The 25,669-nt window shown below is 67.3% G+C and carries 19 protein-coding genes; 12 read left to right on the top strand and 7 right to left on the bottom strand.

Going from position 1 to position 25,669, the window contains the following annotated elements; genetic code table 11:
• Window positions 1-55: 55 nt before the first annotated feature.
• Window positions 56-6,958 (top strand): polymorphic toxin-type HINT domain-containing protein, encoded by a 6,903-nt coding sequence (locus BFN33_RS41195; protein ID WP_141758048.1) that lies wholly within the window; start codon window positions 56-58, stop codon window positions 6,956-6,958.
• Between the two features lie 5 nt (window positions 6,959-6,963).
• Window positions 6,964-7,422, top strand: a complete 459-nt coding sequence (locus tag BFN33_RS52840) for a hypothetical protein (protein ID WP_141758047.1) — start codon at window positions 6,964-6,966, stop codon at window positions 7,420-7,422.
• 929 nt (window positions 7,423-8,351) lie between these two features.
• Here the strand turns inward: BFN33_RS52840 and BFN33_RS50770 are convergent.
• Both BFN33_RS50770 and BFN33_RS41190 read right to left on the bottom strand, forming a co-directional pair.
• Window positions 8,352-8,564, bottom strand: coding sequence for a DUF397 domain-containing protein (locus tag BFN33_RS50770; protein ID WP_079141297.1), 213 nt, complete (start codon window positions 8,562-8,564; stop codon window positions 8,352-8,354).
• Between the two features lie 12 nt (window positions 8,565-8,576).
• Window positions 8,577-9,431 carry a helix-turn-helix transcriptional regulator gene (locus BFN33_RS41190; protein ID WP_069765340.1) on the bottom strand — a complete coding sequence of 285 codons (855 nt, stop codon included), beginning with the start codon at window positions 9,429-9,431 and terminating at the stop codon, window positions 8,577-8,579.
• 185 nt (window positions 9,432-9,616) lie between these two features.
• Between BFN33_RS41190 and BFN33_RS41185 the strand changes: the two genes are divergently transcribed.
• Window positions 9,617-10,066, top strand: coding sequence for an ATP-binding protein (locus tag BFN33_RS41185; RefSeq protein ID WP_069765339.1), 450 nt, complete (start codon window positions 9,617-9,619; stop codon window positions 10,064-10,066).
• A gap of 12 nt (window positions 10,067-10,078) precedes the next feature.
• On the opposite strand, the gene BFN33_RS41180 is transcribed toward BFN33_RS41185, so the two are convergent.
• The gene (locus BFN33_RS41180) at window positions 10,079-10,609 is read right to left on the bottom strand and encodes an SMI1/KNR4 family protein (protein WP_079141296.1); all 531 of its coding nucleotides are present in this window, start codon (window positions 10,607-10,609) and stop codon (window positions 10,079-10,081) included.
• A gap of 92 nt (window positions 10,610-10,701) precedes the next feature.
• Between BFN33_RS41180 and BFN33_RS41175 the strand changes: the two genes are divergently transcribed.
• From BFN33_RS41175 to BFN33_RS50765, 4 genes are all read left to right on the top strand, one after another.
• On the top strand, window positions 10,702-10,992 hold the full coding sequence (locus BFN33_RS41175) for a hypothetical protein (RefSeq protein WP_069765367.1): 291 nt from the start codon (window positions 10,702-10,704) through the stop codon (window positions 10,990-10,992).
• A 224-nt stretch (window positions 10,993-11,216) separates the two neighbouring features.
• Window positions 11,217-12,599: an MFS transporter gene (locus BFN33_RS41170; RefSeq protein WP_069765338.1), complete on the top strand. Its 1,383-nt coding sequence runs from the start codon at window positions 11,217-11,219 to the stop codon at window positions 12,597-12,599.
• A gap of 98 nt (window positions 12,600-12,697) precedes the next feature.
• A complete protein-coding gene (locus BFN33_RS41165; protein WP_069765337.1) occupies window positions 12,698-13,852 on the top strand; it encodes a uroporphyrinogen-III synthase in 1,155 nt (384 codons plus the stop codon).
• Between the two features lie 81 nt (window positions 13,853-13,933).
• Entirely contained in the window at window positions 13,934-14,092 is a 159-nt protein-coding gene (locus tag BFN33_RS50765; protein ID WP_256123014.1) for a hypothetical protein, read from the top strand.
• A gap of 39 nt (window positions 14,093-14,131) precedes the next feature.
• Here BFN33_RS50765 and BFN33_RS41160 read toward each other — a convergent pair whose 3' ends face one another.
• The 4 genes from BFN33_RS41160 to BFN33_RS41145 all read right to left on the bottom strand — a co-directional run bounded on the left by BFN33_RS41160 (window position 14,132) and on the right by BFN33_RS41145 (window position 18,929).
• Window positions 14,132-15,748 carry an alpha/beta hydrolase gene (locus BFN33_RS41160; protein WP_069765336.1) on the bottom strand — a complete coding sequence of 539 codons (1,617 nt, stop codon included), beginning with the start codon at window positions 15,746-15,748 and terminating at the stop codon, window positions 14,132-14,134.
• Between the two features lie 170 nt (window positions 15,749-15,918).
• Window positions 15,919-16,611, bottom strand: a complete 693-nt coding sequence (locus BFN33_RS41155; RefSeq protein ID WP_069765335.1) for a response regulator transcription factor — start codon at window positions 16,609-16,611, stop codon at window positions 15,919-15,921.
• Window positions 16,608-17,804, bottom strand: a complete 1,197-nt coding sequence (locus BFN33_RS41150) for a sensor histidine kinase (protein ID WP_069765334.1) — start codon at window positions 17,802-17,804, stop codon at window positions 16,608-16,610. Before BFN33_RS41150 ends, BFN33_RS41155 begins: the two co-directional genes overlap by 4 nt.
• Window positions 17,805-18,431: 627 nt before the next feature.
• Window positions 18,432-18,929 (bottom strand): DUF1772 domain-containing protein, encoded by a 498-nt coding sequence (locus BFN33_RS41145; RefSeq protein WP_069765333.1) that lies wholly within the window; start codon window positions 18,927-18,929, stop codon window positions 18,432-18,434.
• A 212-nt stretch (window positions 18,930-19,141) separates the two neighbouring features.
• On the opposite strand from BFN33_RS41145, the gene BFN33_RS41140 reads away from it, so the two are divergent.
• The 5 genes from BFN33_RS41140 (at window position 19,142) to BFN33_RS41120 (ending at window position 25,601) form a co-directional block, all read left to right on the top strand.
• On the top strand, window positions 19,142-19,774 hold the full coding sequence (locus BFN33_RS41140) for an ABATE domain-containing protein (RefSeq protein ID WP_069765332.1): 633 nt from the start codon (window positions 19,142-19,144) through the stop codon (window positions 19,772-19,774).
• Between the two features lie 319 nt (window positions 19,775-20,093).
• Window positions 20,094-20,615, top strand: a complete 522-nt coding sequence (locus tag BFN33_RS41135; RefSeq protein WP_010039908.1) for a sigma-70 family RNA polymerase sigma factor — start codon at window positions 20,094-20,096, stop codon at window positions 20,613-20,615.
• Window positions 20,615-21,442 carry an anti-sigma factor gene (locus BFN33_RS41130; RefSeq protein ID WP_370743364.1) on the top strand — a complete coding sequence of 276 codons (828 nt, stop codon included), beginning with the start codon at window positions 20,615-20,617 and terminating at the stop codon, window positions 21,440-21,442. The genes BFN33_RS41135 and BFN33_RS41130 overlap by 1 nt, the downstream gene beginning before the upstream one ends.
• 63 nt (window positions 21,443-21,505) lie before the next feature.
• Complete coding sequence (locus BFN33_RS41125) at window positions 21,506-23,896, top strand: UvrD-helicase domain-containing protein (protein WP_069765330.1); 2,391 nt, start codon at window positions 21,506-21,508, stop codon at window positions 23,894-23,896.
• Window positions 23,897-24,185: 289 nt separating this feature from the next.
• On the top strand, window positions 24,186-25,601 hold the full coding sequence (locus BFN33_RS41120) for an NAD-dependent malic enzyme (protein WP_069765329.1): 1,416 nt from the start codon (window positions 24,186-24,188) through the stop codon (window positions 25,599-25,601).
• Window positions 25,602-25,669: the final 68 nt, after the last annotated feature.

Here is a 25,669-nt window from a genome sequence, read left to right as displayed (position 1 = left end):
ACGGGGTGAGGCCGGTCTGCGGCCACGGACGACGGGCAGATTGATGAAGCGAACGATGACAGCGAGAGCACGGACGGGCATTCTGCGAAGAGTTGCCCTGACAGTCTCCGCCGTACTGGTCGGCACCCTGATCCAGGCAACCGTCGCAGAACCTGCCGTAGCCGAGGTCAAGTTGCCTACCTCGGAGAAGCAGCTGTCCGGGCACGGCGTGAAGCCGACGCCCCGCCGTACAGATGGCAAACCGCGCGTGCCGAAGACGGCACCCAAACGCGCCTGGCCGAAGGCCGGTTCCGCGACCGTGACTTTGCTCGACGGCGCGCGAGCCACGACCCTCCAGGCTGGAGATCTGCCGGTATCCCTCACGGCTCCTCAGGCGAAAACTTCAAAGCTCTCTGCAGGCAGGGCGCTGACGGGCAAGGCCACGGTGCGCGTGCTGGATCGCAAGACCACCGAACTCGCGGGTGTGGACGGCCTGTTGTTCTCCATCAGGACTCAGGCTGGAGCCGATGGCGACGCACTTGCTGTCAGCGTGGATTACTCGAAGTTCGCGCAGGCCTACGGCGGTGCGTATGCGGCGCGGCTGAAGCTGGTCCGTCTCCCCGCCTGCGCGGCGACTCACCCCGGGACCGCGAAGTGTTCCAAGGCGGAGACAGTCCCGTCGCACAACGATGTGGAGGCGAAGACCCTCACCGCCGATGCGGTGGCATTGTCCACCGCCGGTAGCAGCTCTGCCACGACGTTGCTGGCAGCGACCACGGGTACGTCCAGTGATCAGGGTGACTACAAGGCCAGCCAGCTCTCGGCCTCCTCCGCATGGCAGACCAACCTCAACACTGGCGACTTCACTTGGTCGTACGACATGCCTGTGCCTGATGTGCCGGGCTCCTTCACCCCCCAGGTGGGTTTGTCGTACTCCTCGGGCAGCCTTGACGGGCGGACGTCCAACACCAACAACCAGGGATCCTGGGCGGGTGACGGATTCGATCTGTGGCCCGGTTTCATTGAGCGCAGCTACAAGGGATGTGCCGACGACGGCGTGAAGAACGCCGATGGCACCAAGCCGGGCGATCTGTGCTGGGCGTACGACAACGCCACCCTGTCGTTCAACGGGCACTCCGGTGAGCTGATCGCGACCGGCACCAACAGTTTCAGAATCAAGGGCGACGACGGAACGAAGGTCGATCGCATCTACGGCGCCGACACCTCCGGTGACGTGCGCGGCAATGGGGCCCGGAAAGACGAGTACTGGCGCGTCACGACTACTGACGGGACCCGCTACTACTTCGGATACAACCGACTGCCGGGGTGGGCCTCGGGCAACTCGGCGACGAACTCGGCCTGGTCAGCTCCGGTCTTCGGCAACGACGACGGAGAAGCTTGCCACGCGGCCACGTTCGCGGACTCGTGGTGTCAGCAGGGCTGGCGATGGAACCTCGACTACGCGGTCGACACCCATGGCAACGCGATCGCCTACTACTACAACAAGGAAACCAACTACTACGCCCGGAACCTGAAGTCGGCCGACAAGACGGTTTACGACCGTGGCGGTTACCTCGACCACATCGAGTACGGGCTGAAGTCATCCTCTGTGTACTCGGCCAAAGCGCTGGCGAGGGTTGACTTCACCTCAGCTGAGCGATGCCTGCCCGAGACAGGGGTGACCTGCGACGCCTCGACGATCGACGACAAGAAGTTCTACTGGTACGACACACCCTGGGACTTGAACTGCAAGTCTGGCGCTGACTGCTACAACGCCAGCCCGTCGTTCTGGACCCGCAAGCGGCTGACCGGTCTTACGACCAGTGTGGTGAAGTCGGACGGCAGCTACGCCCCTGTCGACTCCTGGACGTTCGGCCATCGCTGGGGCACGGCCGACATCGACTACCAGTTGCTGCTGACCTCCATCCAGCACACCGGGAAGTCCACCACCCCCGAGATCACCCTGCCAAAGGTCACTTTCGACTACGACCAGCGCACCAACCGGCTCAAGATCGACGGCGACAACACGTCCCCCTTCATCAAGGAACGCCTGTCGACAATCGCCGACGAGACCGGAGGCCAGACTGACGTCACCTACTCCACGGCTGTCTGCGACGCCTCCAACCTGCCGACGCCGGAAACGAACAAGACCCGCTGCTTCCCCACCTACTTCACCAAGGAGGGTGATGCGGACCCGACGCTGCAGTGGTTCAACAAGTACGTCGTCGATGCCGTCACCCAGACCGACCGTACGAAGTCGTCCCCGGACATGGTCACCCGCTACGACTACCTCGACGGCGCGGCCTGGCACTACGACGACGATGACGGCCTGACCAAGCAGAAATACAAGACCTGGTCCACCTGGCGCGGCTATGCCCATGTCCGAGTTCGGACCGGCGGCCAGGACCCGGTCGGCATGAAGTCGCAGACAGACCACTACTTCCTGCGCGGCATGGACGGCGACCGCGCGGCCCCGTCCGGTGGCACCAAGTCCGCCAGCGTCTCCGACGACAACGGCGGCACCATCACCGACCATGACTCCGCCGCCGGCTTCGAGTACAAGGCGGAGAGCTACAGCGGACCGGACGGCAAGGTCCTGGGGAAGACCGTCAATACGCCCTGGCACCACCAGACGGCCTCCCGCACACGCAACTGGGGTACGACGACGGCCAACCTGACCGGCACGGCGAACACTCGCACCTGGACTTCCCTCGACGACGGTGCGGGCAGCAAGTGGCGCACCACGTACCAGACCAACACGTTCGAGGACACCGCCGGGCGTATCGTTCGGACCGACGACTTCGGCGACGAGTCCACCTCGACGGACAATCAGTGCACGCGCACCACCTACGTCGACAACACCACCGATTGGATTCTCGACCCGCCTTCCCGGGTGGAGACGGTCGCGGTCAAGTGCGCGGACACCCCTGACCGGTCCAAGGACGTCATCGTCGACATCCGCACCGCGTACGACGGACAGAACTACGGTTCCGCCCCCACCGTGGGCGACGCCACCAGCACGGCGACACTGAAGTCGCATGACGGAACCACCGCTACCTACATCGAAGCGGGCGCGAAGTACGACACGTACGGCCGCCAGACTTCCGGGACGGACATCACCGGCACGGTCACTGCGGCAGAGTCCACCGCACCGGTACGTGCGGACCGCACCGGCGGACTCGTGACCACGACTGCTTACGCCCCGACGACCGGCTTCCCCACCAGTTCCACCATCACCGTCACGCCGGCTTCAGTAACCGGCAACACGGCCACCGCGCAGACCACGAAGACCACATACGACACGGTCAGGGGCCTGCCCCTCGCCGTGTCGGACACCAACACCAAGTCCACCGAGACCACCTACGACGCGCTGGGCCGCAAGCTGAAGGTCTGGCTGCCCAACCGCTCCAAGGCCAACAACGACACACCGAACTACCAGTTCTCCTACACGATCACCGACGGCAAGCCGGTCGCGGTCGGTACCACCACCCTGTACGGGACGGGCCGCAAGACCGCCTACACCCTCTACGACGGTTTCCTGCGGCCACGCCAGGTTCAGGCCCCAGGTCCCGACGGCGGACGGCTGATCAGCGACACCTTCTACGACGAACGCGGCCTGACGGCCAAGGCGTTCACCTCGTACTACAACACCCAGGCTCCCTCTACCGACCTGCTGGCACTGGACGACGCGCTGGCGGTGGAGACGCAGACCTGGAACTCCTACGACGGTCTCGGTCGCGTCACCAAGTCGCAGCAGATCGCAGGCAACGGCGACGGGGGAGCGGTCCTGTCGACGACAGTCTCCGCCTACGGCGGTGACCGGGTCACGGTGACCCCCCCCAAGGGAGCAACCCCCACTACCACGGTCACAGATGCCCGTGGCCGCACCACCGAACTGTGGCAGTACCACGGCGCCACCCCCACGGGCTTCGTCGACAAGACGCTCTACAGCTACAACCCGGCAGGCAAGCTGACAAAGCTCACCGATCCGGCCGGCAGCACCTGGACGTATGACTACGACCAGCGCGGCAACCAGAAGCTCGCTATCGACCCCGATAAGGGCACCGTCACATCGGGGTACGACGACCGCAACCAACTGGTCCTCACCACCGACAATCGTGGCAAGAAGATCACTCACCTTTACGACGGCCTCGGGCGAGAGACCGAAACCCATGAGGGCGACGCTTCTGGTCCTCTGATGACCAAGCGAGTCTGGGATCCCAGCGGCTTCAAGGGGCAACGGGCCTCTGCCACCCGCTACATCGGCGGAGAGAGTGGCTCCGCCTACACCACGACGTACAGCATGTACGACACCCTTTACCGGCCGCACCGGACCACGATCACGATCCCCGACTCCGAAGGCACCGGGCTCAAGGGCTCGTACCAGACCAACGTTCAGTACAACGTTGATGACACTGTGCAGTCGGTCGGCTATCCGGCCGCGGGCAGCCTTACGGCTGAGGCCGTAACGCCCACCTACGATGACGTGCTGCGTCCCAAGACCTTGTCTGGCAGCGGCGGCCTCACCTACGTCACCGACACCGTCTACAGCTACACGGGCAAACCGCTGCAGTACAGCTACCAGGCGGCCGGGGCGAAGAAGACCCAGGTAACCAACACCTACCAATGGGGCACGCAGCGGCTGCAGAATTCGCGCGTCGACCGCCAGGACGTCTCCGGTACCGACAAGTCGGCAACCTACGGCTACGACGAGGCAGGCAACATCACCTCCCTCTCGGATGTCTCCCGGGACGGCACCGACAACCAGTGCTTCACCTATGACTACCTCGGCCGCCTCAGTGATGCCTGGGCGCAAAACACCACGACCTGCGCCGCGACACCGTCGGCGTCGGTGCTCGGGGGACCGGCCCCCTATTGGCAGTCCTACACCTACGACCTAAGTGGCAACCGTCTTACGGAAACCCAGCACGACGCCACCGGCGACACGAGCAAGGACATCAAGCGCGGCTACACCTACCCGCCCGCAGGCGGCAAGCGGCCCCACGGTCTGACCCAGGTCGACACCACCGGTCCCAACGGCATCTCCCAAGACACCTACTCCTACGACGACGCCGGCAACACACAGACGCGCACGCTCAGCGGTGACAAGCAGACCCTCCTCTGGGATGCGGAAGGCCACCTCGTACAGGTGACCAAGCCCGACGGCAGCGGCGGTACCAAATCGACCTCGTATGTCTACGACGCCGACGGCAACCGCCTGATCACCCGCACCGACGCGGACACCACGCTCTACCTCGGCGGCACCCAGATCGTCCTGGCCAATGGCTCCACCACGCCGAAGGCGACGCGTTACTACGACCTCGGCGGCGGCAACCAGGCCATCCGCACCGACGACAACAAGCTGTCGTTCCTCATCGGCGACCACCACGGCACATCCGAACTCGCCATCAACGGCACAGACCTGACTCTGCAGCAGCGCCGCTCCACCCCCTTCGGCGCCGCCCGCGGCAAGGCACCGACGAGTTGGCCGGGCGACAAGGGCTTCATCGGCGGCATCAAGGACACCAGCACCGGCCTGACCCACCTGGGCGCTCGCGACTACGACCCGACGACCGGCCGCTTCCTGTCCGCTGACCCAGTGCTGAACGCAGGGGACCCGCAGCAGATCAACGGCTACAGCTACAGCAACAACAGTCCTGTTACCCGATCCGACCCCACCGGGCTCGAGAGCTGTGGTGCGAGCAACCCCGGCTGTTCGCAGGACAACATCGACAGCATCAACCACACGGGGCCGTACAAGGACACCAACGGAAGCAACAACACGACGAACACCGGCGGGCACGGCAAGCCCGGTGTGAAGACAGCCAAGGACGGTCAGCCGATCATCCAGGGGATCAGACTCCCCACCAAGAAAGAACTCGTAGCCCGCTACGCCGTTCTCGATCCTCGCCGTACCAGCTACAGCCAGTATCTCGCCCGTTTCGCCACGGACCAGTGCCACACGAGGAATGACAAGAACGCGGGTTTCTGTGACACGGCGGCCAGGGCAGGACTGCTGCCCGGGCCTCAGAACGACCCGTGGGGTGTCAAGGCCACTATCCACTGCGTCACGGGACGCGGCGACTGTGGCGAGGCAGCCGTCTCAGGTGTGATCACCTTGGTGACGCTGGCCTGGGGATCCTTTGGTAAGGGGCTCCTGGCACGCGGGGCGTCGCGAGCGGTTGTGGCGGAGGCCGAAGAAGGCACCGTGGCGACGCTGGCGAGGCTGGCGTGTAGTTTTACACCGTCCACACCTGTCTTGCTGAAGGACGGCAAGACCAAGCCCATTGGCAAGGTCAAACCCGGCGATCAAGTCGCGGCAGCCGATCCTCGGACCGGCAAACGCAGGGGATCGCGGACGGTCACGGCGCGCATCGTCCACAATGACAACGACCTCGTCGAGGTGACGGTCCGCGGAACCGATGGCCAGAGCGCCACCCTCCACGCCACCGCCAACCATCCCTTCTGGGACGAAACTGACCAGTCCTGGATCCCCGCCGGCAACCTCGAACCCGGCCACGTACTCAACACCGCCACCAACCGGCATGTCCTGGTCATCGGCGTTGAGACCCGGCCAGGTCGGGCCGACATGTACAACCTCACCGTCGAGCAACTGCATACGTACTATGTACTCGCCGGTGTCACGCCAGTCCTCGTTCACAACAGCAACAACAACTGCAATCTCTTCAATGGGGGCGGTTGGCAACACGTGCTGGATGAGCACGTAGATGGAAGTCCAGGAGTGGTGCAAGGAAACACAACTTTCTCCAATTATGCGGATCTGGATGAAATTGGAGAGTTGATTGAGGACACTGCAAAAACGCCAGGGCGGCCAAATACTCCCGATGCAGTCGGGCGTCCTCGCGACGGAACAATTCACACACACGATTTCGGCTACCCTGTTGGATCTCGAGGTGAAACTAGCGTCGAAGTTGTCCTCAATCCAGACGGATCCCTACGTACCGCCTATCCAAGGTGATGGCAATGGAACAACTTTCTCTGCATTGGACGATGGTGCGGGCCGGCTCGGCCGACCTCGTTCTACGCTTTCCGCGAGAGACCATCGAAGTACACACCACATACATTGGAGATGGTCTCGGTTCTGTGGTGCAAGCGGCCATCGACCTCCGACTGGGGTCAAGCTCGGCAACAGCCTTCCTTCCTGCCGAGCCCGCGGGTACCTTCCTGTTTTTTACGGGAGCAGACGAAGAGGCGTACTTGCAGGTCGTTCAATTCGCGGACATGGAATCAGAGTCCCGCCGCTGGAGCGGTGGCAGTCTGCGATGGTGCGGTCGGGTTGACGTCCGTGCATTTATTCGCAGCGTGGTGGTCATGGCTGACGACGTGCTAGTTCGATGTGGCAGCACTGTCGAATATTCAAAGGTGTGGGGTGGAATCACCTTCCCGATTCATGAACTGGAGACCCTCCGGCAAGGGTCGTGATCCTTGTACGCTCAGCAGCTAGGTCCGAGAAGGGTCTCTGAGTGGGTGTTCTGAGAGAGTTCGGCATGCAATTGGCGCTGCGGTAGCGCTGCCCAGTTCTAGTCTAGAGCGTCTAAACCCTTGGCTGACGGCGCGACGAGCGTCACGGTGAAGCGTCGTTCTGAAGCGGAAGAGCTTTTCCTTCGGACGTATCAAGGAGATAGCTACAGAAACGCGTCTGGAATGGACGGCGTTAGAACGAAGCAGTACTACGGAACTAAGCGCGGAACGTATCACTGGGATGACCAGCTCGGGGAGGACGGTCGAGTCCTCGGACGCGGCGCCGGAAACCGCGATGGGGATCTTCCGTACCTTCAAGTCCACACCTCTGACGGTCCGATCGTTCGAATCTTCTGGGAGTCCTAACATGCAGATTCAGGCGGTGAACAGGCTCCTCATGTCAAAATCTGAGGTCGCTGCCCGCAGGACGTCTAGTTCCGCAGAGAGCGAGTCTTGGATCTGGGTTATCCCACTCCGATCCGGAGAATTCAGAGTTCGGGCATTTGAAGTTCTTCGCGATCTATCGGCCGACGACAATGACATCTATGATGGGAATATGTCCATCGTCCATGACGAGACCGTCTCGTCGATTGACGATGTTGATGAGTCGGTCATCCGGGCGGGTGTTGACCCCGAAGAACTGGATGTGCCTTGGAAATATAAATTTCCGCTTTAGCCGACTCGTGAGATTTTGCAGCCCCGTGGAGCGGCCCTGATGAGAGGTTTTCATCCGGGTTCCACGGGGCTTCTGTGGTGCATGACGGCAACGTCAGCGGACGATGCCTGCGGTGGGTGGGGCATCGTGGGCGTCGGTCGGGCCGAGGGCGTTGCCGAGGTTGTCGATGGCCTGGCACTGGACGCGGAGGCGTACGTAGGTACGTCGGAACCTGTCAGCGGCAGGACCAGATGAGGCCCCACGTCGGCGATGTGGGAGAGGCCGTGTGGGAAAGGAAGTGAGTCCAAGCGACGAATGGGAAGGCGAGGTGAGGGCCTTCCGCGTTCTTTGAGTCGCGGATATGGATGACGGCCGGGGTCGCGGCTATCTCGACGCAGTTCGAGCTGTCGCCGCTATAGGTGGACTTTCGCCACTGGAGGTTCTGCACAGTGCGGCCCTTTCACGTGTCCTGGATGAGGCGGTGGATGAAGTCCCGCGACTTGGTGGTGTCGAAGGCGCAAGTCTCCATGTGATCAAGTACGGCACGGTACTTGCTCAACCATGCCTCCGTGTCGAGGAAGCCGCAGCCCCCGTGGTGTGTGTCCAGCTGAACTGTGTCGAGCTGTGGGACGGCGCCCTCTACGTAGTCGAAGGACTGGCCTGTGCTCGGGAAGAACTCCGTGCCGAAGGGGATCACGCGGACGGTGACGTGGGCCAGTTCGCTCATGTCCAGCAGATGCTTGAGCTGGCCGCGTACGACGTCGGGGCCGCCGAAGCCCATGCGTAGGGCCGTCTCGTGGATGAATGCCGAGTACAGGGGCGGTTCTTCCCGGTGCAGGATGCCCTGCCGCTTCATGCGGTGCGTGAGGCGGTGTTCGATCTCGTACTGCCGCATGGGCGGAACGACCGCCCGGAAGAGAGAACGGGCATGGTCGGTGGTCTGCAGCAGAGCGGGGATGTGAATCACGAGGGCCACCCGCAACCCCGTTGCGTGGTGCTCCAGTTCGGCCAGGTCGACCAGCGCTGCGGGTAGGTGATCGCGGTACGTCTCCCACCAGCCGGGAGTCCGCCGCCCCGTCATGTCGGCCAGGGCGTCGACCAGAGCTTCGTCGGAGCAGGCGTAGGCAGACGCCATGGCTCGGACGCGGTCGGCGCTGAGGGCGCTGCGGCCGGTCTCGATCATGCTGATGCGCCCTTGGTTGACGCCGAACATCGAGGCGGCACCGGTTGTGGTGAAGCCGGCTTGCTCGCGGAGTTTGCGCAGTTCGGCCCCGAGTCGGCGCTGGCGCAGGGTGGGGTTGCTGGTGGGTGGCAAAGCGCGTCCTTCCGGGCTGCGGCACGGCGGTCGTGTAACCCACACGAAGTAATAACGGGTGCATCTCTTCAATTCGGGAGATGTATCTCCCATGTGACCTCTACTGTACTTCTTGTCGCCCAACTCCCCCCGCCTATAAGCCGGAAGCGCACCCACCCAGCTTTCTCTTCCGCCGGAGGTATCCGATGGTCACCGTAGCCCTGCCCGACACCTGGGTGTACGCCCTTCGCCTGCCGCATGACCCCAGAGCCGCACGTGTCGCACGTACGACCGTGCGGGCCGCGCTGAACAGCCATGGCATGGCCGAAGTCCTCGACGTTGTCGAGCTGTTGACGTCCGAACTCGTCACCAACGCCTACCTGCACGCCAAGGGGCCCGCCTCGCTGAGGCTGACGGCTCTGGGGGAGGGGCGGCTGCGGGTCGGGGTGTGGGACAGCCACCCATATATCCCCGCTCCCTTTGCCCGGCCTCCCGGCGATCGCGTTCCGCCCGCCTCGCTGGGCACGGTCGGAGGGCGTGGTCTGTTCCTTGTGCAGGAGTTCGCCGATGCGTGGGGTGGGTGGTCGCTCGGGGACGGACTTCTCGACCGGGGCGCGGGGAAGCTGTTGTGGTTCGAGGTGGGTGGGAGGTGCTGAGTGGCGGCATGCTCAAAGGGGTCCCGGCGCACTATCGCCCACGAACCGTGTCAGGGATTCTTCCAGCAGCTCCAGAAAATGCCGTAGGTCATCAGCCACCTTGGCGAGTTCCGGCTCGTCCAGTGTTGCTGTCCGGGTCCTGTAGACCATCCCGTCGAGACCGGCGACGTAACACAGCCCGCCCCCATTCGAGCCGATGACCAGACCACTGGTGTTCTGGTGCGGGCCGACTTCAACGGCGCCGTACTCCTTGAACCGCAGAAGGACGTCACACACTGGGTCTATGAAGTAGCCGATGCCGACGTCCGCCCAAGTGACGTGGCCGATGCTGCCGTAAAACACGACCAAGTCAGGATGGACGAGGCCGAGGCGGGTCAGGGCGCGAGCCGCGTCCTGATCGTCCAGGTCGGCAGGCTGGACCTGATTGATGCCAGGGGGAAAGCCGTTCCGCCGCTCGAAATCGTCTGCCATTAGCTTCAGGACACCTGAGACCCTGGTCATCCACGAGGCCAGCCAGGCGGGCGACAGCGCGCGTTCGTTCATGAAGGCGGATCATGGCACGCGGCAGCGGACATCCATCGGAGCAGGACGCGAGCTTGAGGGATCCGAGGCCGGCGACGGATGCCCCGCTTCCCATGGTTCTGCGCGCCCTCATCGACCGCGGCCTGCCCCAGGACCTGATCGGCGTCTACGCGGCCTGCCCGTACTACTCAGTGATCGAGCTCGAGCAGCTGGGTGACTTCGACCTCCTCGAGCTGCGCGACCGGCTCGAGAGCGTCGTATGGGTCAGTGATGAGGAGTTCGCGGCCTACGGGCTCAGCCCCGAGGAGATCGCTGAGCTGCGGCGATGGGCCCTGGAGTGGGAGTCCGACCTAGGGCTCCGGCTGGCCGAGGACTACGACGACCCCGAGGATGCCGACGACTGAAGTGGTCGAGCGGTCCTCACACCACGGCCTCACGACGCGCGGAGCTCTTCGTAACACAAAGCCCCCACGACCTCTCATCCCGCCCCTCGCCGGGGTGAGAGCAACGTTCCCTTCCGGTCACCCGGTGCCACAGGCAGGAAACGCGTCCTCCCTACCTTCGGGACTTATCACCGCTCAGCACCCCCGAAAAGCACCACCGAGCCCCGTCGCACCGTGGAGGCGTCATGACAGCCCCTAGTACAGCCCCCGCACCCCCGAGCAGGGGCGGCCGCTGGATCCAGCAGTGGGATCCGGAGGACGAGACCTTCTGGAAGGAGACCGGCGAGAAGGTCGCCAAGCGGAACCTGCTCTTCTCCGTTCTCTCCGAGCACATCGGGTTCTCGATCTGGACCCTGTGGTCGGTGCTCGTGCTCTTCATGGGCCCGGAGTACGGCCTCACCCCGGCCGACAAGTTCATGCTGACCTCCATGGTCACCCTGGTCGGAGCCGTCGTCCGGGTGCCCTACACCTTCGCCGTGGCCATCTTCGGCGGGCGGAACTGGACGATCATCTCGGCCAGCCTGCTCCTCATCCCCAGCATCGCCGCGTTCGCCGTGATGAAGCCGGGGACCTCGTTCAACACCTTCCTGCTGGTCGGCCTGCTGGCCGGTATCGGTGGCGGTAACTTCGCCTCCAGCATGACCAACATCAACGCCTTCTTCCCGCTGCGGAAGAAGGGCTGGGCGCTCGGTCTGAACGCCGGCGGCGGCAACATCGGTGTGGCCGCGATCCAGCTGGTGGCCCTGGCCGTCATCGGGGCCAGCGGTGGCCCGCGTGTGCTGCTCGGGATCTACATCCCGCTCATCGCCGTGGCCGCCGTCCTCGCGGCTCTCTTCATGGACAACATCGCGTCCGTGAAGAACGACACCGGCGCCGCCAAGGACGCCGCGCGGGACGGCCACACCTGGATCATGTCCTTCCTCTACATCGGCACGTTCGGCTCGTTCATCGGTTACAGCTTCGCCTTCGGGCAGGTGCTGACGAACCAGTTCGGCCGTACGCCGCTGCAGGCCACGTACCTCACCTTCATCGGACCGCTGCTCGGCTCCCTGATCCGGCCCGTGGGCGGCTGGCTCGCCGACAAGTACGGCGGCGCGAAGATCACCCTCTGGAACTACGTCGCCATGGGTGCCGCCACCGCCGTCCTGGTCGTCGCCAGCATGCAGAAGTCGCTGCCCCTGTTCGTCGTCGCCTTCGTCGTACTGTTCTCGCTCACCGGCATCGGCAACGGATCGACGTTCAAGATGATCCCCGGCATCTTCCAGACCAAGGCCGTCGCCAAGGGTCTCGAAGGGGAGGCGGCCGTACTGTACGGACGTCGCCTCTCCGGAGCCTCGATGGGTCTCATCGGCGCGGCGGGAGCACTCGGCGGCGTCGGCATCAACCTCGCCTTCCGTCAGTCCTTCCTCTCCTACGGCTCCGGAACCGGCGCGTTCGTCGCCTTCCTGGCCTACTACGCCGCCTGCTTCGGGGTCACCTGGGCCGTATACCTTCGCCGCCCGGCCGCCCAGGGCCAGGCCGCGACCGCCTCCGAGGCGAAGCCGCAGCTCAGCTACGCCGAGGTGTGACGTAACACTGGCGACATAAAGCGGAACCGAGCCTGTCACGAGCCGTTGACAGGCTCGGTCGGCATGTAGGTCAGACGACAGACTGCGGGACGACAGCCATGTACGACGAACAGCAGGCAGCAGAGCAACACGGTCCCCTCGCGGGGTTCACCGTGGGCGTCACGGCCGCGCGCCGAGCGGACGAGCTCGGTGCGCTGCTCCAGCGCCGTGGAGCCGCCGTACTGCACGCGCCCGCTCTGCGGATCGTGCCCCTCTCCGACGACAGTGAACTGCTGGCGGCGACGAAGGATCTGATCGACCAGGCGCCCGACGTCGTGATCGCCACGACCGCCATCGGCTTCCGGGGGTGGGTCGAGGCCGCCGACGGATGGGGGCTCGGTGAGGCGCTCCTCGACCGGCTGCGTGAGGTGGAACTCCTCGCGCGCGGGCCGAAGGTCAAGGGGTCGATACGGGCCGCCGGGCTGACGGAGGACTGGTCGCCGTCGTCGGAGTCCATGGCCGAGGTACTGGACCGGCTGCTGGAGGAGGGCGTTGAGGGGCGCCGGGTCGCCATTCAGCTGCACGGGGAGCCGTTGCCGGGGTTCGTGGAGGCTTTGCGGGCCGCGGGAGCGGAGGTCGTGGGGGTGCCGGTGTACCGGTGGATGCCGCCGGAGGACATCGGGCCGGTGGACCGGCTGCTGGACGCGGCTGTCTCGCGGGGGTTGGACGCGGTGACCTTCACGAGCGCGCCCGCCGCGGCCTCGCTTCTCTCCCGGGCCGAGGACCGGAGTCTGCTGCCCGAGCTGCTCGCCGCCCTCCACCACGATGTGCTGCCGGCGTGTGTCGGGCCGGTCACCGCGTTGCCGTTGCAGGCGCGGGGGGTGGACACGGTGTCGCCCGAGCGTTTCCGGCTCGGGCCGCTCGTGCAGCTGCTGTGCCAGGAGCTTCCCGGGCGGGCCCGGTCGTTGCCCATCGCCGGCCACCGGGTGGAGATCCGGGGGCACGCGGTGCTGGTCGACGGGGTGCTGCGGCCGGTGCCACCGGCGGGGATGTCCTTGCTGCGGGCGCTGTCCCGGCGGCCTGGCTGGGTGGTGTCACGGGCGGAGCTGCTGCGGGCGCTGCCCGGCGCCGGCCGGGACGAGCACGCGGTGGAGACGGCGATGGCCCGTCTCCGTACGGCCCTGGGGGCGCCGAAGCTGATCCAGACGGTGGTGAAGCGGGGGTACCGGCTGGCACTGGACCCGTCCGCCGACACCAAGTACGCGGACGTCTAGTGCTCTGACCGCATAGGTTCGCCGGGCTGGTGGTCGTGGCGGTTGGATCTGCGGTGACGTCCGATCCGACTTGGGGGCGCGGTGGCTGAGCCTGTCCGTGGGCGCAGACTGACCGACCAGGAGGGGCAGAAGCTGCAGCAGATCGTGCGCCGCGGCAGCACCAGCACGGTGCGCTGCACAAAGAGCCCCGCCTCCGCGATGACGGAGTGGAACGCGTGCACCACCGTCGTCCCCCCATGACCTGGTCGCCGCGTTCGCCTTCACGCTCGCGTCACCGGATCACCTCCTGCGCTGGACGTCGGTGCAGTAGACGTTCTTGCCCGGCAGGTGGCCGGTGGTCAGGAAGTCGACGGTCGCCTTGTCGGCGCAGGCGGAGCCTTCGTTGTAGACGTAGTGCCCGCCGTTGTCCACGCCGACGAAGGCAGAACTGTCGCCGAGGGCCTTGTGCAGCCCTGTGCCGCCCTCCCACGGAGTGGCGTTGTCCCGGCGGTTCTGGAGGATCAGGGTGTTGCGCGGGCCTTCGCCGGTCACGGTGACGGGCCGCTCGGCCGGCTTCTTCCAGTAGGCGCACGCCCAGATGTTGCCCGGCATTCCCGCGGTGAGGGGCCACGCCTTGCGGTCGGCGGCGCTGCGAGTGGCGTAACCGTCGGTGTCGTGGGGCCATTCGGCGTCGCCGCAGACGAGAGCCAGGAACATGGTGGCCTGGTTGTCCGCGGGGACACCCGGAGGCCGCGGGCTGTCGGCGAGGATCTGCTGGAGAACCTCGTTGTCGGCGTCGGTGGCGCTGCCGTCGGCCAGGTCGGCGGCGGCTTTCCAGAAACCGACCAGCGGTGGAAGCGTGTCGTTGTGCAGAAGCATGCCGTAGGTGATGTTCCGCAGCAGCGGTCCGTCCAACGACAGCTGCATACCGGGCACGGGGACGGGCTTGCGGTCGAGCCGGTCGGCGAGGGCGAGGTAGCTCTGGGTCACCTGCTTGACGCTGTCGCCCAGCCCGAGGGTGCCGTCCTGGGCCGCGGCGACGGCGGCCGCGTCGGGGAACCGGTCGGCCATGCCCTTGCCCCAGCGGTCCGCCACTTCGTCGGCCCACGCGTTGGTGGCGTCGATGTTGCCTTCCAGGATCATCCGGTCGGTCCGGTCCTGGAACAGGGCCCTGTAGACGGCGCCGAGGTAGGTGCCGTAGGACTGGCCCCAGTAGGAGATCTTCCGCTCACCGAGTGCCTGGCGGATGCGGTCCATGTCGCGGGCGGTGTTGGCGGTGGTGAAGTACTGCAGGGTGTCGCCCACCGTGTCTGCGCACTTCTCGGCGTTGGTCTTGGCGAAGGCCACGTTCTTGGTGATCGAGCCGTCCGCGGCGGGATAGGGGAAGAGCCCGAACACACTGGGGTCCTTCAGACCGCAGCTCTGCGGAGTGCTGTGCTCGACGCCGCGCGGGTCGAAGCCGATCAGGTCGTAGCTGTCCAGCACGGACTTCGGCAGCGTGGACGCCATGGTTGCGGGCATGTCGAGACCACCCACGGCCGGTCCGCCGGGGTTCAGCAGCAGGACGCCACGCTTCTTCCCGGGTTTGGCGGTGGCCAGCCGCGAGACCGCCACCTCGATCTTCTTGCCGCCCGGATCTCGGTAGTGCAGCGGGACCTTCAACGTCCCGCAGGTCAGACGAGGATTTCGGCTCGTTCCCTCGGCCGGCTCCGGGCACGTGCCCCAGGTGATCTCCGGCTTGTCCGCGGCGTGCTCGGCCGCCGCGGTCTGCTTGGCGGCCTTGGCCTGCGGCGTGTCCTCGGCGTCGCCGCCGCATGCGGCCAGCCCGGCTCCGGCCAGCGTCGAAACCACCAGGGCCGTGGCGAACCGACGGCCGCCGGGGAACCCCGACCTCCCGGAACTGCGCGTCCCTCTCATGGTGTTGCCCTCCTGCTGCTCGGCGCGGTCGGACCGCTGGTCCGATCGCTGCGTTGACAGTCACAGAGTCAACAAGAGAGCACCGGTGCCGCACTTCACCCCTGGGTGGACACATCGTGTAGCTCGCTCGGGGGACAACGCTTTCGAGGACAACGAGGTTCGAGTCGGGCTCAGTCCCCGCGCCCCGCCAACCCCGCCCGATACGCCAGGACCACCGCCTGGACGCGGTCGCGGAGGTTCAGTTTGGTGAGGATGCGGGAGACGTAGGTCTTCACGGTCTCAGGGCTGAGGACCAACTCGGTGGCTATCTCGGCGTTGGACAGGCCCTCACTGATGAGGAGGAGGACCTCGTGCTCGCGGGGGGCGAGGACCTTGAGGCGGTCGCGTTCGGGGGACGCGGAGGCGGCGGAGGGGCGTAGGCGTTCGGCGAAGCGGCCGATCAGTGCGCGGGTGACGGCGGGGGCCAGGAGGGACTCACCGCGGGCAACGGTGCGTACCGCGTTGATCAGTTCGGGCGGTGCGGCGTCCTTCAGCATGAAGCCGCTGGCACCGGCGCGGAGGGCCTCGTACACGTACTCGTCGACGTTGAAGGTGGTGACGACCAGGATCTTCGCGGGGCTGAGGGAATCGGGGCCCGCCAGGTGGCGGGTGGCCTCGATTCCGTCGAGCAGGGGCATGCGAATGTCCATGACGACGACGTCCGGCTTCAGCTCCTCCGCGCTCCGGATCGCCGCTCGGCCGTCCACGGCCTCCCCCACGACCTCCATGTCGGGCTGGGCGGAGAGGATCGTGACGAAGCCGGTGCGTACGAGGGCCTGGTCCTCGCAGACCAGCACCCTGATCACGGCGGGCGGAACACTCACGCGGTACCTCCCGTGGGGATGCGTGCGTACACGCGGAACCCGCCCTCGGGGCGGGGCCCTGCCGCGAACTCGCCGCCCACCATCTCCACCCGTTCCCGCAGCCCGGTCAGGCCCCGGCCTCCCGAGACCTGCGGGGCGTCGTTGCGGAGGGCGGCGAACGAGGGCGCGCCGTCGGCCGTCCCGGCGGTGGTGACCTCGACGTCCGTCCAGCCGGGGGTGTGCGCGAGCCGTACCAGCGTTCGTTGGCCCGCGGCGTACTTCACAGCGTTCGTCAGGGATTCCTGCACGACGCGATACGCCGTGAGGTGGGCACCTATGGCCATGTCCGGCTGTTCTCCGTCCTCGACCAGCCGGATCGGCTGGCCGCCCGCTCGTGTCTGCTCCACCAGGTCGGGCACCCGGCCCGGCAGCGGCGTCCGGGACGCCGAATCGCCGGTCGCCTCCAGCACGCCGAGCAGGAACCGGAGTTCGGCCAGCGCGCGGCGGCCGGTGCCGTTGATGGCGACGAGGGCCTCGTTGACGCGGTCCGGCGACTCGGTGACGTACTGCGCCGCGCCGGCCTGCACCACCATCGCGGTCACATGGTGGGTTACCACGTCGTGCAACTCCCGGGCCATGCGGCTGCGCTCCACGGCGATGGCCGCCTGCGCGGACAGGAGCCGGCGCTCGGCCTCGCGTACCCGCCGCTCGCGGACCAGGACGCCCAGGGCCCACATCGCCGTCAGAGCCACGTAGTAGACCAGATAGTCGGTCAAGCCGTTGGGCGAATCCAACGTGTACAGGACGGCGCAGAGGACCGCGTATCCGCCCGTCGCCATCAGTGGTACGACCCGCGGGAGGGGTTCCTGGTGGGCACCCACCGAGTACAGCGCGATGTACAGCCCGAGGCTGCCGAAGGTCGGCGGGTAGCCGAGGGACTGGTGGACCGCGAACGAGATCCCCACCACCGCGAGACAGGCGGTCGGCCACCGGGTGCGCACCGCGAGCGGCAGGGTCTGCCCCAAGGTCACCAGCACGCTTCCGCCGGACGCGCCGTGGGCGGTAAGGGCGCCGAGTTCTGCCCCGATCCGCGACAGCGGCGCCGCGAACGACAGCACCGTGAAGACGAGCGCGAACTCGCGGTCCCTGGTGGCGGTGGGGCGTGATTCCCACCACCGCGACAGCCGGCGGAGCCGGGCGGTCGCAGCGGACACCGGACTCGTGCGTGCGAGGTCCGTCGGGGTGGGGGATGCAGAGCCCGATGGTGCACGGGCTGCTTGGTCTTCCATCATCCCCCACGATTCGGCGGGTCCAGCGCTGAGCGACTTGAGGACCGGGCCACGGCCCGCGGGCCGCCGGCCCGTTCGCTACGACCCGTCCGGCATCCGCACCACACGGCACGGCAGGGCAGGGCCGGACAGTGTAGCCCGGTGAATGTGGCGCCCGGTGGCAGAGGGTTCCTCGAAAGCCCAAGGACTTCCAGTACGAGGGTCGTCGGCCGGTACGCGCAGTCCTCGGCCAGTACTCCCAGCACCGGGCCGGGGACCCGCAGCCCTCAGCGGGCACTCTCGGCCTGGGCCGTACTCCCGGCCCCTAGGCCGGTACTCCCGGCCCCGGGCGGGGCACTCCCGGCCCCTGGGCCGGTACGCCCAGCCCCGGGCCGGGCGCTCCCAGCCCCTCGGCCAGTACTCCGCAGCCCCCGGCCGGGCACTCCCGGCCCCGGGCCGGGCACTCCCAGCCCCTCGGCCAGTACTCCGCAGCCCCCGGCCGGCGGACCACCACAACACGCACCGGACCCCGCTCCTCAGCCGGCGAACGCTGCCCGCCGAGGCGCTGGCCGGCTAGTCGACCCTCGCGGCACGGCTGCCCGTGGCCTTCACCAGGAGGCCCAGCGCCACCGTCAGCAGCAGCGCCCGCACCACGTTCCATGCCACCCAGGGATCTTCGAACTCGTCGCGCAGTGCGCCGGGGTCGCCGTCCCGCGCGAGGTGGTCGTTGAGGGGGACGTTGAAGACGACGGTGACCAGGAACGCCAGGGCGGAGGCCGCCAGGGCCGCCCACACCCACCGCCGGTGCCGGCTTCCCCGGGCCTGCCAGGCCGCCACCGCCGTGAGGGCCGGTGCGCCCAGGAAGCTCAGGAAGAACACCGGGTTCTGGATGACCTCGTTGATGTCGCGCATCACGGTGACGTAGACGCGGTCGTCGCTGCGCGCCAGGCCCGGCATGACGGCGCACGCGAAGACGTAGAAGGCACCGGCGATCAGGCCCGTGGTCACCGTGGCCGCGCCCAGTACGAATCGGCTGAGGCCGAATCCGTCGCTCCTGCTGCTCTGTGTCATGTCTTCAGTCAAGGGCCCCGCCCCTCGCGCCGACATGGCCGAGACGCGCCGCCGCATACGTGCGCGTCCAGGCACCGGGTCCAGGCACCGCGCCCGGTACGAGGGGTTCCGGCGGCGAGAACGGGAGGGCACTGTAAGAGGGAGCCCCGGAACAGCCGCGAAGCACCTCACCGACCCCTTACGACCGGGGCACCCTAGGCGGTGACAGGCACATGGCACTGGGTATGGCCACGGTCGCGTACGAACTGCGGTTCGACGCCGGACGGATCAGCCTCGACCTCCTCGCGACCACCCACCCCGAGGAACGCCTCGACTCGACGGAGGTGCTGTGCGCCTGGATCGTCGGTTCGGGGCTGGTGCCGGACGGGACCGACCTGACGCACGCCGACCCCTCCTGGCTCGTCGGCTTCCGGGAACTGCGCGGCAGCATCGGCCAGTTGGTGCGAGGAGCGCCCGGACACGGCTACGGCCTCGCGCCGGGACACGGATACGACCTCGCGTCCGGACACGGCTACGACCTCGCGCTCGCCCACGTCAACGACGTGGCCCGGGCCGCACCTCCGGCCCCGCGCGCGGTGCGGGACGAGGACGGCGCGCTGGTGCGCGAGTTGGACGGTCCGCCCGGCTGCGCGGCACTGCTCGGGGCCATCGCCAGGGACGCCGTAGGGCTGCTGACGGACCCCGTCGCAAGGGCGGCGATCAGAGAGTGCGAAGGGGACAACTGCCCCATCGTCTATCTGGATACGTCACGGGGGCGCAGGAGGCGCTGGTGCTCCAGTGAGGTCTGTGGGAACCGCGAAAGAGTGGCCCGGCATCGGAGGCGAGCGGCTCTCTCGCGCACCTGACTGTTCGTTATGTCCCTTCTGTGGAGGGCCTGTCGAAGTGATTTCGATTACACGTCGTTTACTCGCTCAACCTCACGGGCGGTAGTCGTGATCTTGCCTGTGTGGTGGAAATGTAAAGATCGCGCGGCGGGAATGTGCGCGCATGTCCTGTCTCGTCACGTCACTCAGAAGAAAACTGTCGTCGCACTTTGAACACCCCACCCCTCCCGTCCGTACCCGTAGTCGAGCGACCGACTGGGGGAACCCCGGGACTTCGGAGGTGGGCGTGCGCAAGGATTCCGTCGTGGCCAATGAACGTGGATCGAGGGCCCGACATCGCATGTCCCAGCCCTCGGAACCTGATGAGGAGCTGATGCGTGCCCTTTACAGGGAGCACGCCGGGCCTCTCCTTGCGTATGTCCTTCGGTTGGTTGCGGGTGACCGCCAGAGAGCCGAGGACGTGGTGCAGGAGACGCTCATCCGTGCCTGGAAGAACGCCGGACAGCTCAATCGAGCGACCGGATCGGTACGCCCCTGGCTGGTGACGGTCGCCCGGCGCATCGTCATCGACGGCCACCGCAGCCGGCAGGCCCGGCCGCAGGAGGTCGATCCGTCGCCGCTGGAGGTCATCCCCGCGGAGGACGAGATCGACAAGGCGCTGTGGTTGATGACGCTGTCGGATGCGTTGGACGACCTGACCCCCGCCCACCGGGAGGTACTCGTCGAGACGTATTTCAAGGGGCGTACGGTCAACGAGGCGGCCGAGACCCTGGGCATTCCCAGCGGAACCGTCCGCTCGCGGGTGTTCTACGCCCTGCGGTCGATGAAGCTCGCACTGGAGGAGCGGGGGGTGACGGCGTGATGAGTGTGTACGGGGGTAACCAGGGATTCGGCACAGGTGGTTCGGGTATGTCAGGTTCCATGATGGGATCTCCGGTGCCGAACGAGCATGAGACCGTCGGCGCCTACGCCCTCGGGATCCTCGACGACGCCGAGGCAACCGCTTTCGAGGCCCATCTCGCGACCTGCGAGTGGTGCGCCCAGCAGCTCGACGAGCTCGCCGGCATGGAGCCGATGCTCGCCGCCCTCGCGGACCTGCCGGGCTCCGGCACCCCCGCGATCGGTGAGTCGCTCTCCGCCAAGCCCAGCCCGCGGATCGTGAACAAGCTGGTGGACGAGGTCGCGGAGCGCCGTGCGCAGAAGCGGCGCCGCAGCTTCTACATGGTCGCGGCCGCGGCCGCGCTGATCATCGGCGGTCCGTTCGTCGCGATGGCGGCGAGCGGCGGCGACTCGGGCGGCGGGGCCAAGCAGAACCAGGTCCTCGCGGCCACCCCGAAGGAACTCTTCGATTCCATGAGCGACAAGGTGTCCGCGACGGACTCCTCCACCGGCGTCAGCGCCACCGTCGCCATGCAGGAGAAGAACTGGGGCACCTCGCTCGGCCTGGAGCTCAAGGGCGTCAAGGGACCGCTCAAGTGCTCCTTGATCGCGGTCGGCACCAACGGCGAGCGCTGGACGGCCTCCACCTGGTCCGTCGGCAAGTGGGGCTACGGCATTCCGAACGGCAAGACCGCGGAATCCAAGCAGCCGCTCTACATCGGCGGCGCGGTCGCACCGGCCCAGAACACGATCGACCACTTCGAGGTCGTCACCTCCGACGGCAAGAAGCTCGTCCAGGTCGACGCGTAACTTCCCGCCGGGGCCCCCTTCGCGTACGGTTGACGGCTGCCCAGCACGTCAGAAGGGGGCCCGGTGGCCGCTCAGGCTCAACCATCCGCGGTCGACTCGGTTCAGGACTCGGTTCGGGACCACGAGATCGGCGTCGAACAGGAACATCTGGACCGGGTCTACCGGCGCCTCGAGGAGAAGATCCACGAGGCGGAGTTCCTGATGAACGACGCGGCCAAGCGCGGCCAGGTCGGCACACCGGGCGCTCTCGCCGAGCGGGACGCCCAGGTTTTCCGGGCCGGTGTGCACCTCAACCGGCTCAACAACGAGTTCGAGGACTTCCTGTTCGGCCGGATCGACCTGCTCCTCGGCAAGGACGGCAAGAAGGGGCCCGACGGCGCCTACACCGCCGTGGAACCCGCCGAAGGAGCTGTCCGGGAGGACGGCACCGCCGACATCGCGGAGACCCTGCACATCGGCCGGATCGGAGTCCTGGACTCCGAGTACGCGCCGCTGGTCATCGACTGGCGCGCGCCGGCCGCAGCCCCCTTCTACAGGTCCACTCCGGTGGACCCAGGGCGTGTCGTACGACGCCGGGTGATCCGCTCCAAGGGACGCAAGGTCCTCGGCGTCGAGGACGACCTGATGCGCCCCGAGCTCAGGGCCTTCCTCGACGGCCACGAGCTGCCCGTCATCGGCGACGGCGCCCTGATGGCCGCGCTGGGACAGGCCCGCAGCCACACCATGCGGGACATCGTCGCCTCCATCCAGGCCGAGCAGGACATGGTCATTCGCGCCCCCGCCGCGTCCGTGACGTACGTCGAGGGCGGCCCCGGCACCGGCAAGACCGCCGTGGCCCTGCACCGGGCCGCGTATCTGCTCTACCAGGACCGGCGCCGCTACGCGGGCGGCATCCTCATCGTCTCGCCCACCCCGCTGCTCGTGGCGTACACCGAGGGTGTCCTGCCGTCCCTCGGCGAGGAGGGCCAGGTCGCCATCCGCGCCATCGGCTCGCTGGTCGACGGCGTCGAGGCCACCCTGTACGACTCCCCGGCCGTGGCCCGCGCCAAGGGGTCGTACCGGATGCTGAAGGTGCTGCGGAAGGCGGCGCGGGGGGCGCTGGAGGTGGGAGGCCACAGCGCGGGCAGCGGTTCCGGGCAGCTCGCCTTCGGCGAGGACGACACCTCCACCGCATCCCCCACCACACCCCTCACCCGCCTTCGCGTCGTCGCCTTCGGGCGCCGGCTCGAGCTGGCGGCGAACGAGCTGGAGAACATCCGCCGGAACGCCCTCAGCGGCACCGCACCCGTCAACCTGCTGCGTCCCCGGGCCCGCAAGCTGCTCCTGGACGCCCTGTGGGCGCGGTCCGGGGCGGGCACCCGGCACACCGATCCCGAACTGGCGGCCGAGCTGCGGTCCTCGTTCGACGAGGACATCACCTCCGAGGACAGCTTCATCGAGTTCCTCGACGCCTGGTGGCCGGAGCTCACCCCGAAGGCCGTCCTCGCCGCCATGGCCGACGAGCGGCGCCTGGGCCGCTGGGCCCGCCGCATCCTCAACCCCGGCGAGGTCCGCAGGGTCGCCCGCTCACTCAGACGTGACGGACTCTCCGTGCACGACATCGCCATGCTCGACGAGCTCCAGGCGGTCCTCGGCACCCCGGCCCGCCCGAGGAAGAGGCGCGAACTGGATCCGCTCGACCACCTCACCGGCCTGGAGGAGCTGATGCCGGTCCGCGAGGAGTCGCAGCGCGAGCGGGCCGAGCGGCTCGCCCAGGAACGCGTCGAGTACGCCCACGTCATCGTCGACGAGGCCCAGGACCTCACGCCGATGCAGTGGCGCATGGTCGGCCGCCGTGGCCGGCACGCCACCTGGACGGTCGTAGGAGACCCGGCGCAGTCCTCCTGGTCCGACCCCGACGAGGCCGCCGAGGCCCGCGACGAGGCTCTCGGCACGCGACCCCGGCGCCGCTTCCAGCTCACCGTGAACTACCGCAACCCCTCCGAGATCGCCGACCTCGCGGCCAAGGTGCTGGCCCTCGCCATGCCCGGCTCCACGGCCCCTTCGGCCGTACGGTCCACCGGCGTCCAACCGCGTTTCGTGACGACGAACAACGGACGCGGCACGGTCGCACGCAAGTCGCCGGGAGAGACCGTCCGGGAGGAGGCGGCCCGCCTCCTCGACCTCGTCGACGGGACGGTGGGCGTCGTCGTCGCCATGAACCGCCGGGAGGAAGCCGCCCGCTGGCTCACCGGACTCGGCGACCGGGTGGTGGCGCTCGGCAGCCTGGAGGCCAAGGGCCTGGAGTACGACGCGACGGTCGTCGTCTCCCCGGCCGAGATCGCCGACGAGTCGCCGGCCGGACTGCGGGTGCTCTACGTCGCCCTGACCCGTGCCACCCAGCAGCTGACGGTCGTCTCGGCGGAGCGCGACCAGCCGGACCGCGACGGGGTGCCCGATCTGCTGAGAGATTGAACTCTCGGGACGGGAATGGTCTTTCGGGATCCGTTTGTTAGCCTTGACGTGACACCGGCCCGATCCAAGCCCCCGGGCCCAACCTTCGTCGCTACGAGCGACCACTTGCCGCGAGGCGAGCATGGCGGGTCGGTGTCATTGACCTGGTGAGAGGCCCACGTCCATGTGACGTGGGCCTCTCTCGTCATGAACAAAAAGTCCGCAATCCAGTGTGGCTAACGCCTACTCATCAGTAGGTGCGACCATCGGACGGCATCAGCGTCACAGGTGAAAGCAGAGGAAGTCGGCCATGGCAACGGCGCCCAGCGTCTCCTACTCGATTACGGTCCGGCTGGAGGTGCCCGCGGGTGGTACCGCGGTCTCCCAGATCACCACGGCCGTAGAGTCCCACGGAGGCTCGGTGACCGGCCTCGACGTGACCGCCTCGGGCCACGAGAAGCTCCGGATGGACGTCACCATCGCGGCGAGCTCCACGGCCCACGCCGACGAGATCGTCCAGCAGCTGCGCGGCATCGAGGGCGTCACACTCGGCAAGGTCTCCGACCGTACGTTCCTGATGCACCTCGGCGGCAAGATCGAGATGCAGTCCAAGCACCCCATCCGCAACCGTGACGATCTCTCGATGATCTACACGCCGGGTGTGGCCCGCGTCTGCATGGCGATCGCCGAGAACCCCGAGGACGCCCGCCGCCTCACCATCAAGCGCAACTCCGTTGCGGTCGTGACGGACGGCTCGGCCGTGCTGGGTCTGGGCAACATCGGCCCCAAGGCCGCCCTCCCGGTCATGGAGGGCAAGGCGGCCCTCTTCAAGCGGTTCGCCGGCATCGACGCCTGGCCGCTGTGCCTCGACACCCAGGACACCGACGCGATCGTCGAGATCGTCAAGGCAATCGCCCCCGGGTTCGCCGGCATCAACCTCGAGGACATCTCCGCGCCGCGCTGCTTCGAGATCGAGGCCCGGCTGCGCGAGGCCCTCGACATCCCCGTCTTCCACGACGACCAGCACGGCACCGCGATCGTCGTCCTCGCCGCCCTGACGAACGCACTTCGCGTCACCGGCAAGGCAATTGAGAACATCCGGGTCGTCATGTCCGGGGCCGGCGCGGCCGGTACGGCCATCCTCAAGCTGCTGCTCGCCGCGGGCCTCAAGAACGCCGTCGTCGCCGACATCCACGGCGTCGTGCACGCCGGCCGTGAGGACCTCGTCGACGCCGCTCCGGGCTCGGCGCTGCGCTGGATCGCCGACAACACCAACCCCGAGAACCTGACCGGAACGCTGAAGGAGGCCGTGCGCGGCGCGGACGTCTTCATCGGCGTGTCCGCCCCGAACGTCCTGGACGGCACCGACGTCGCCGCCATGGCCGAGGGTGCGATTGTGTTCGCGCTCGCGAACCCCGACCCCGAGGTCGACCCGGCGGTCGCCCGTCAGACGGCGGCCGTCGTGGCCACCGGCCGCTCCGACTTCCCGAACCAGATCAACAACGTGCTGGTCTTCCCGGGTGTCTTCCGCGGTCTGCTGGACGCCCAGTCCCGCACGGTCAACACGGACATGATGCTCGCGGCCGCGAAGGCCCTCGCGGACGTCGTCACCGAGGACGAGCTGAACCCGAACTACATCATCCCGAGCGTCTTCAACGACAAGGTCGCGGGCGCGGTCGCGGGTGCGGTGCGGGACGCGGCGAAGGCCGCCGGGGCGACGGTGTAGGGCCTGCGTCTACAGTGGACGTCGGCTTTTCTGCTGTGAGGATTGCCACGGTGGTCCTCCGGCCCGGC

Origin of the sequence: Streptomyces sp. LUP47B, assembly GCF_001746295.1 — a bacterium.
GTDB lineage: Bacteria > Actinomycetota > Actinomycetes > Streptomycetales > Streptomycetaceae > Streptomyces.
This window is presented reverse-complemented; position numbering and strand designations above follow the sequence as displayed.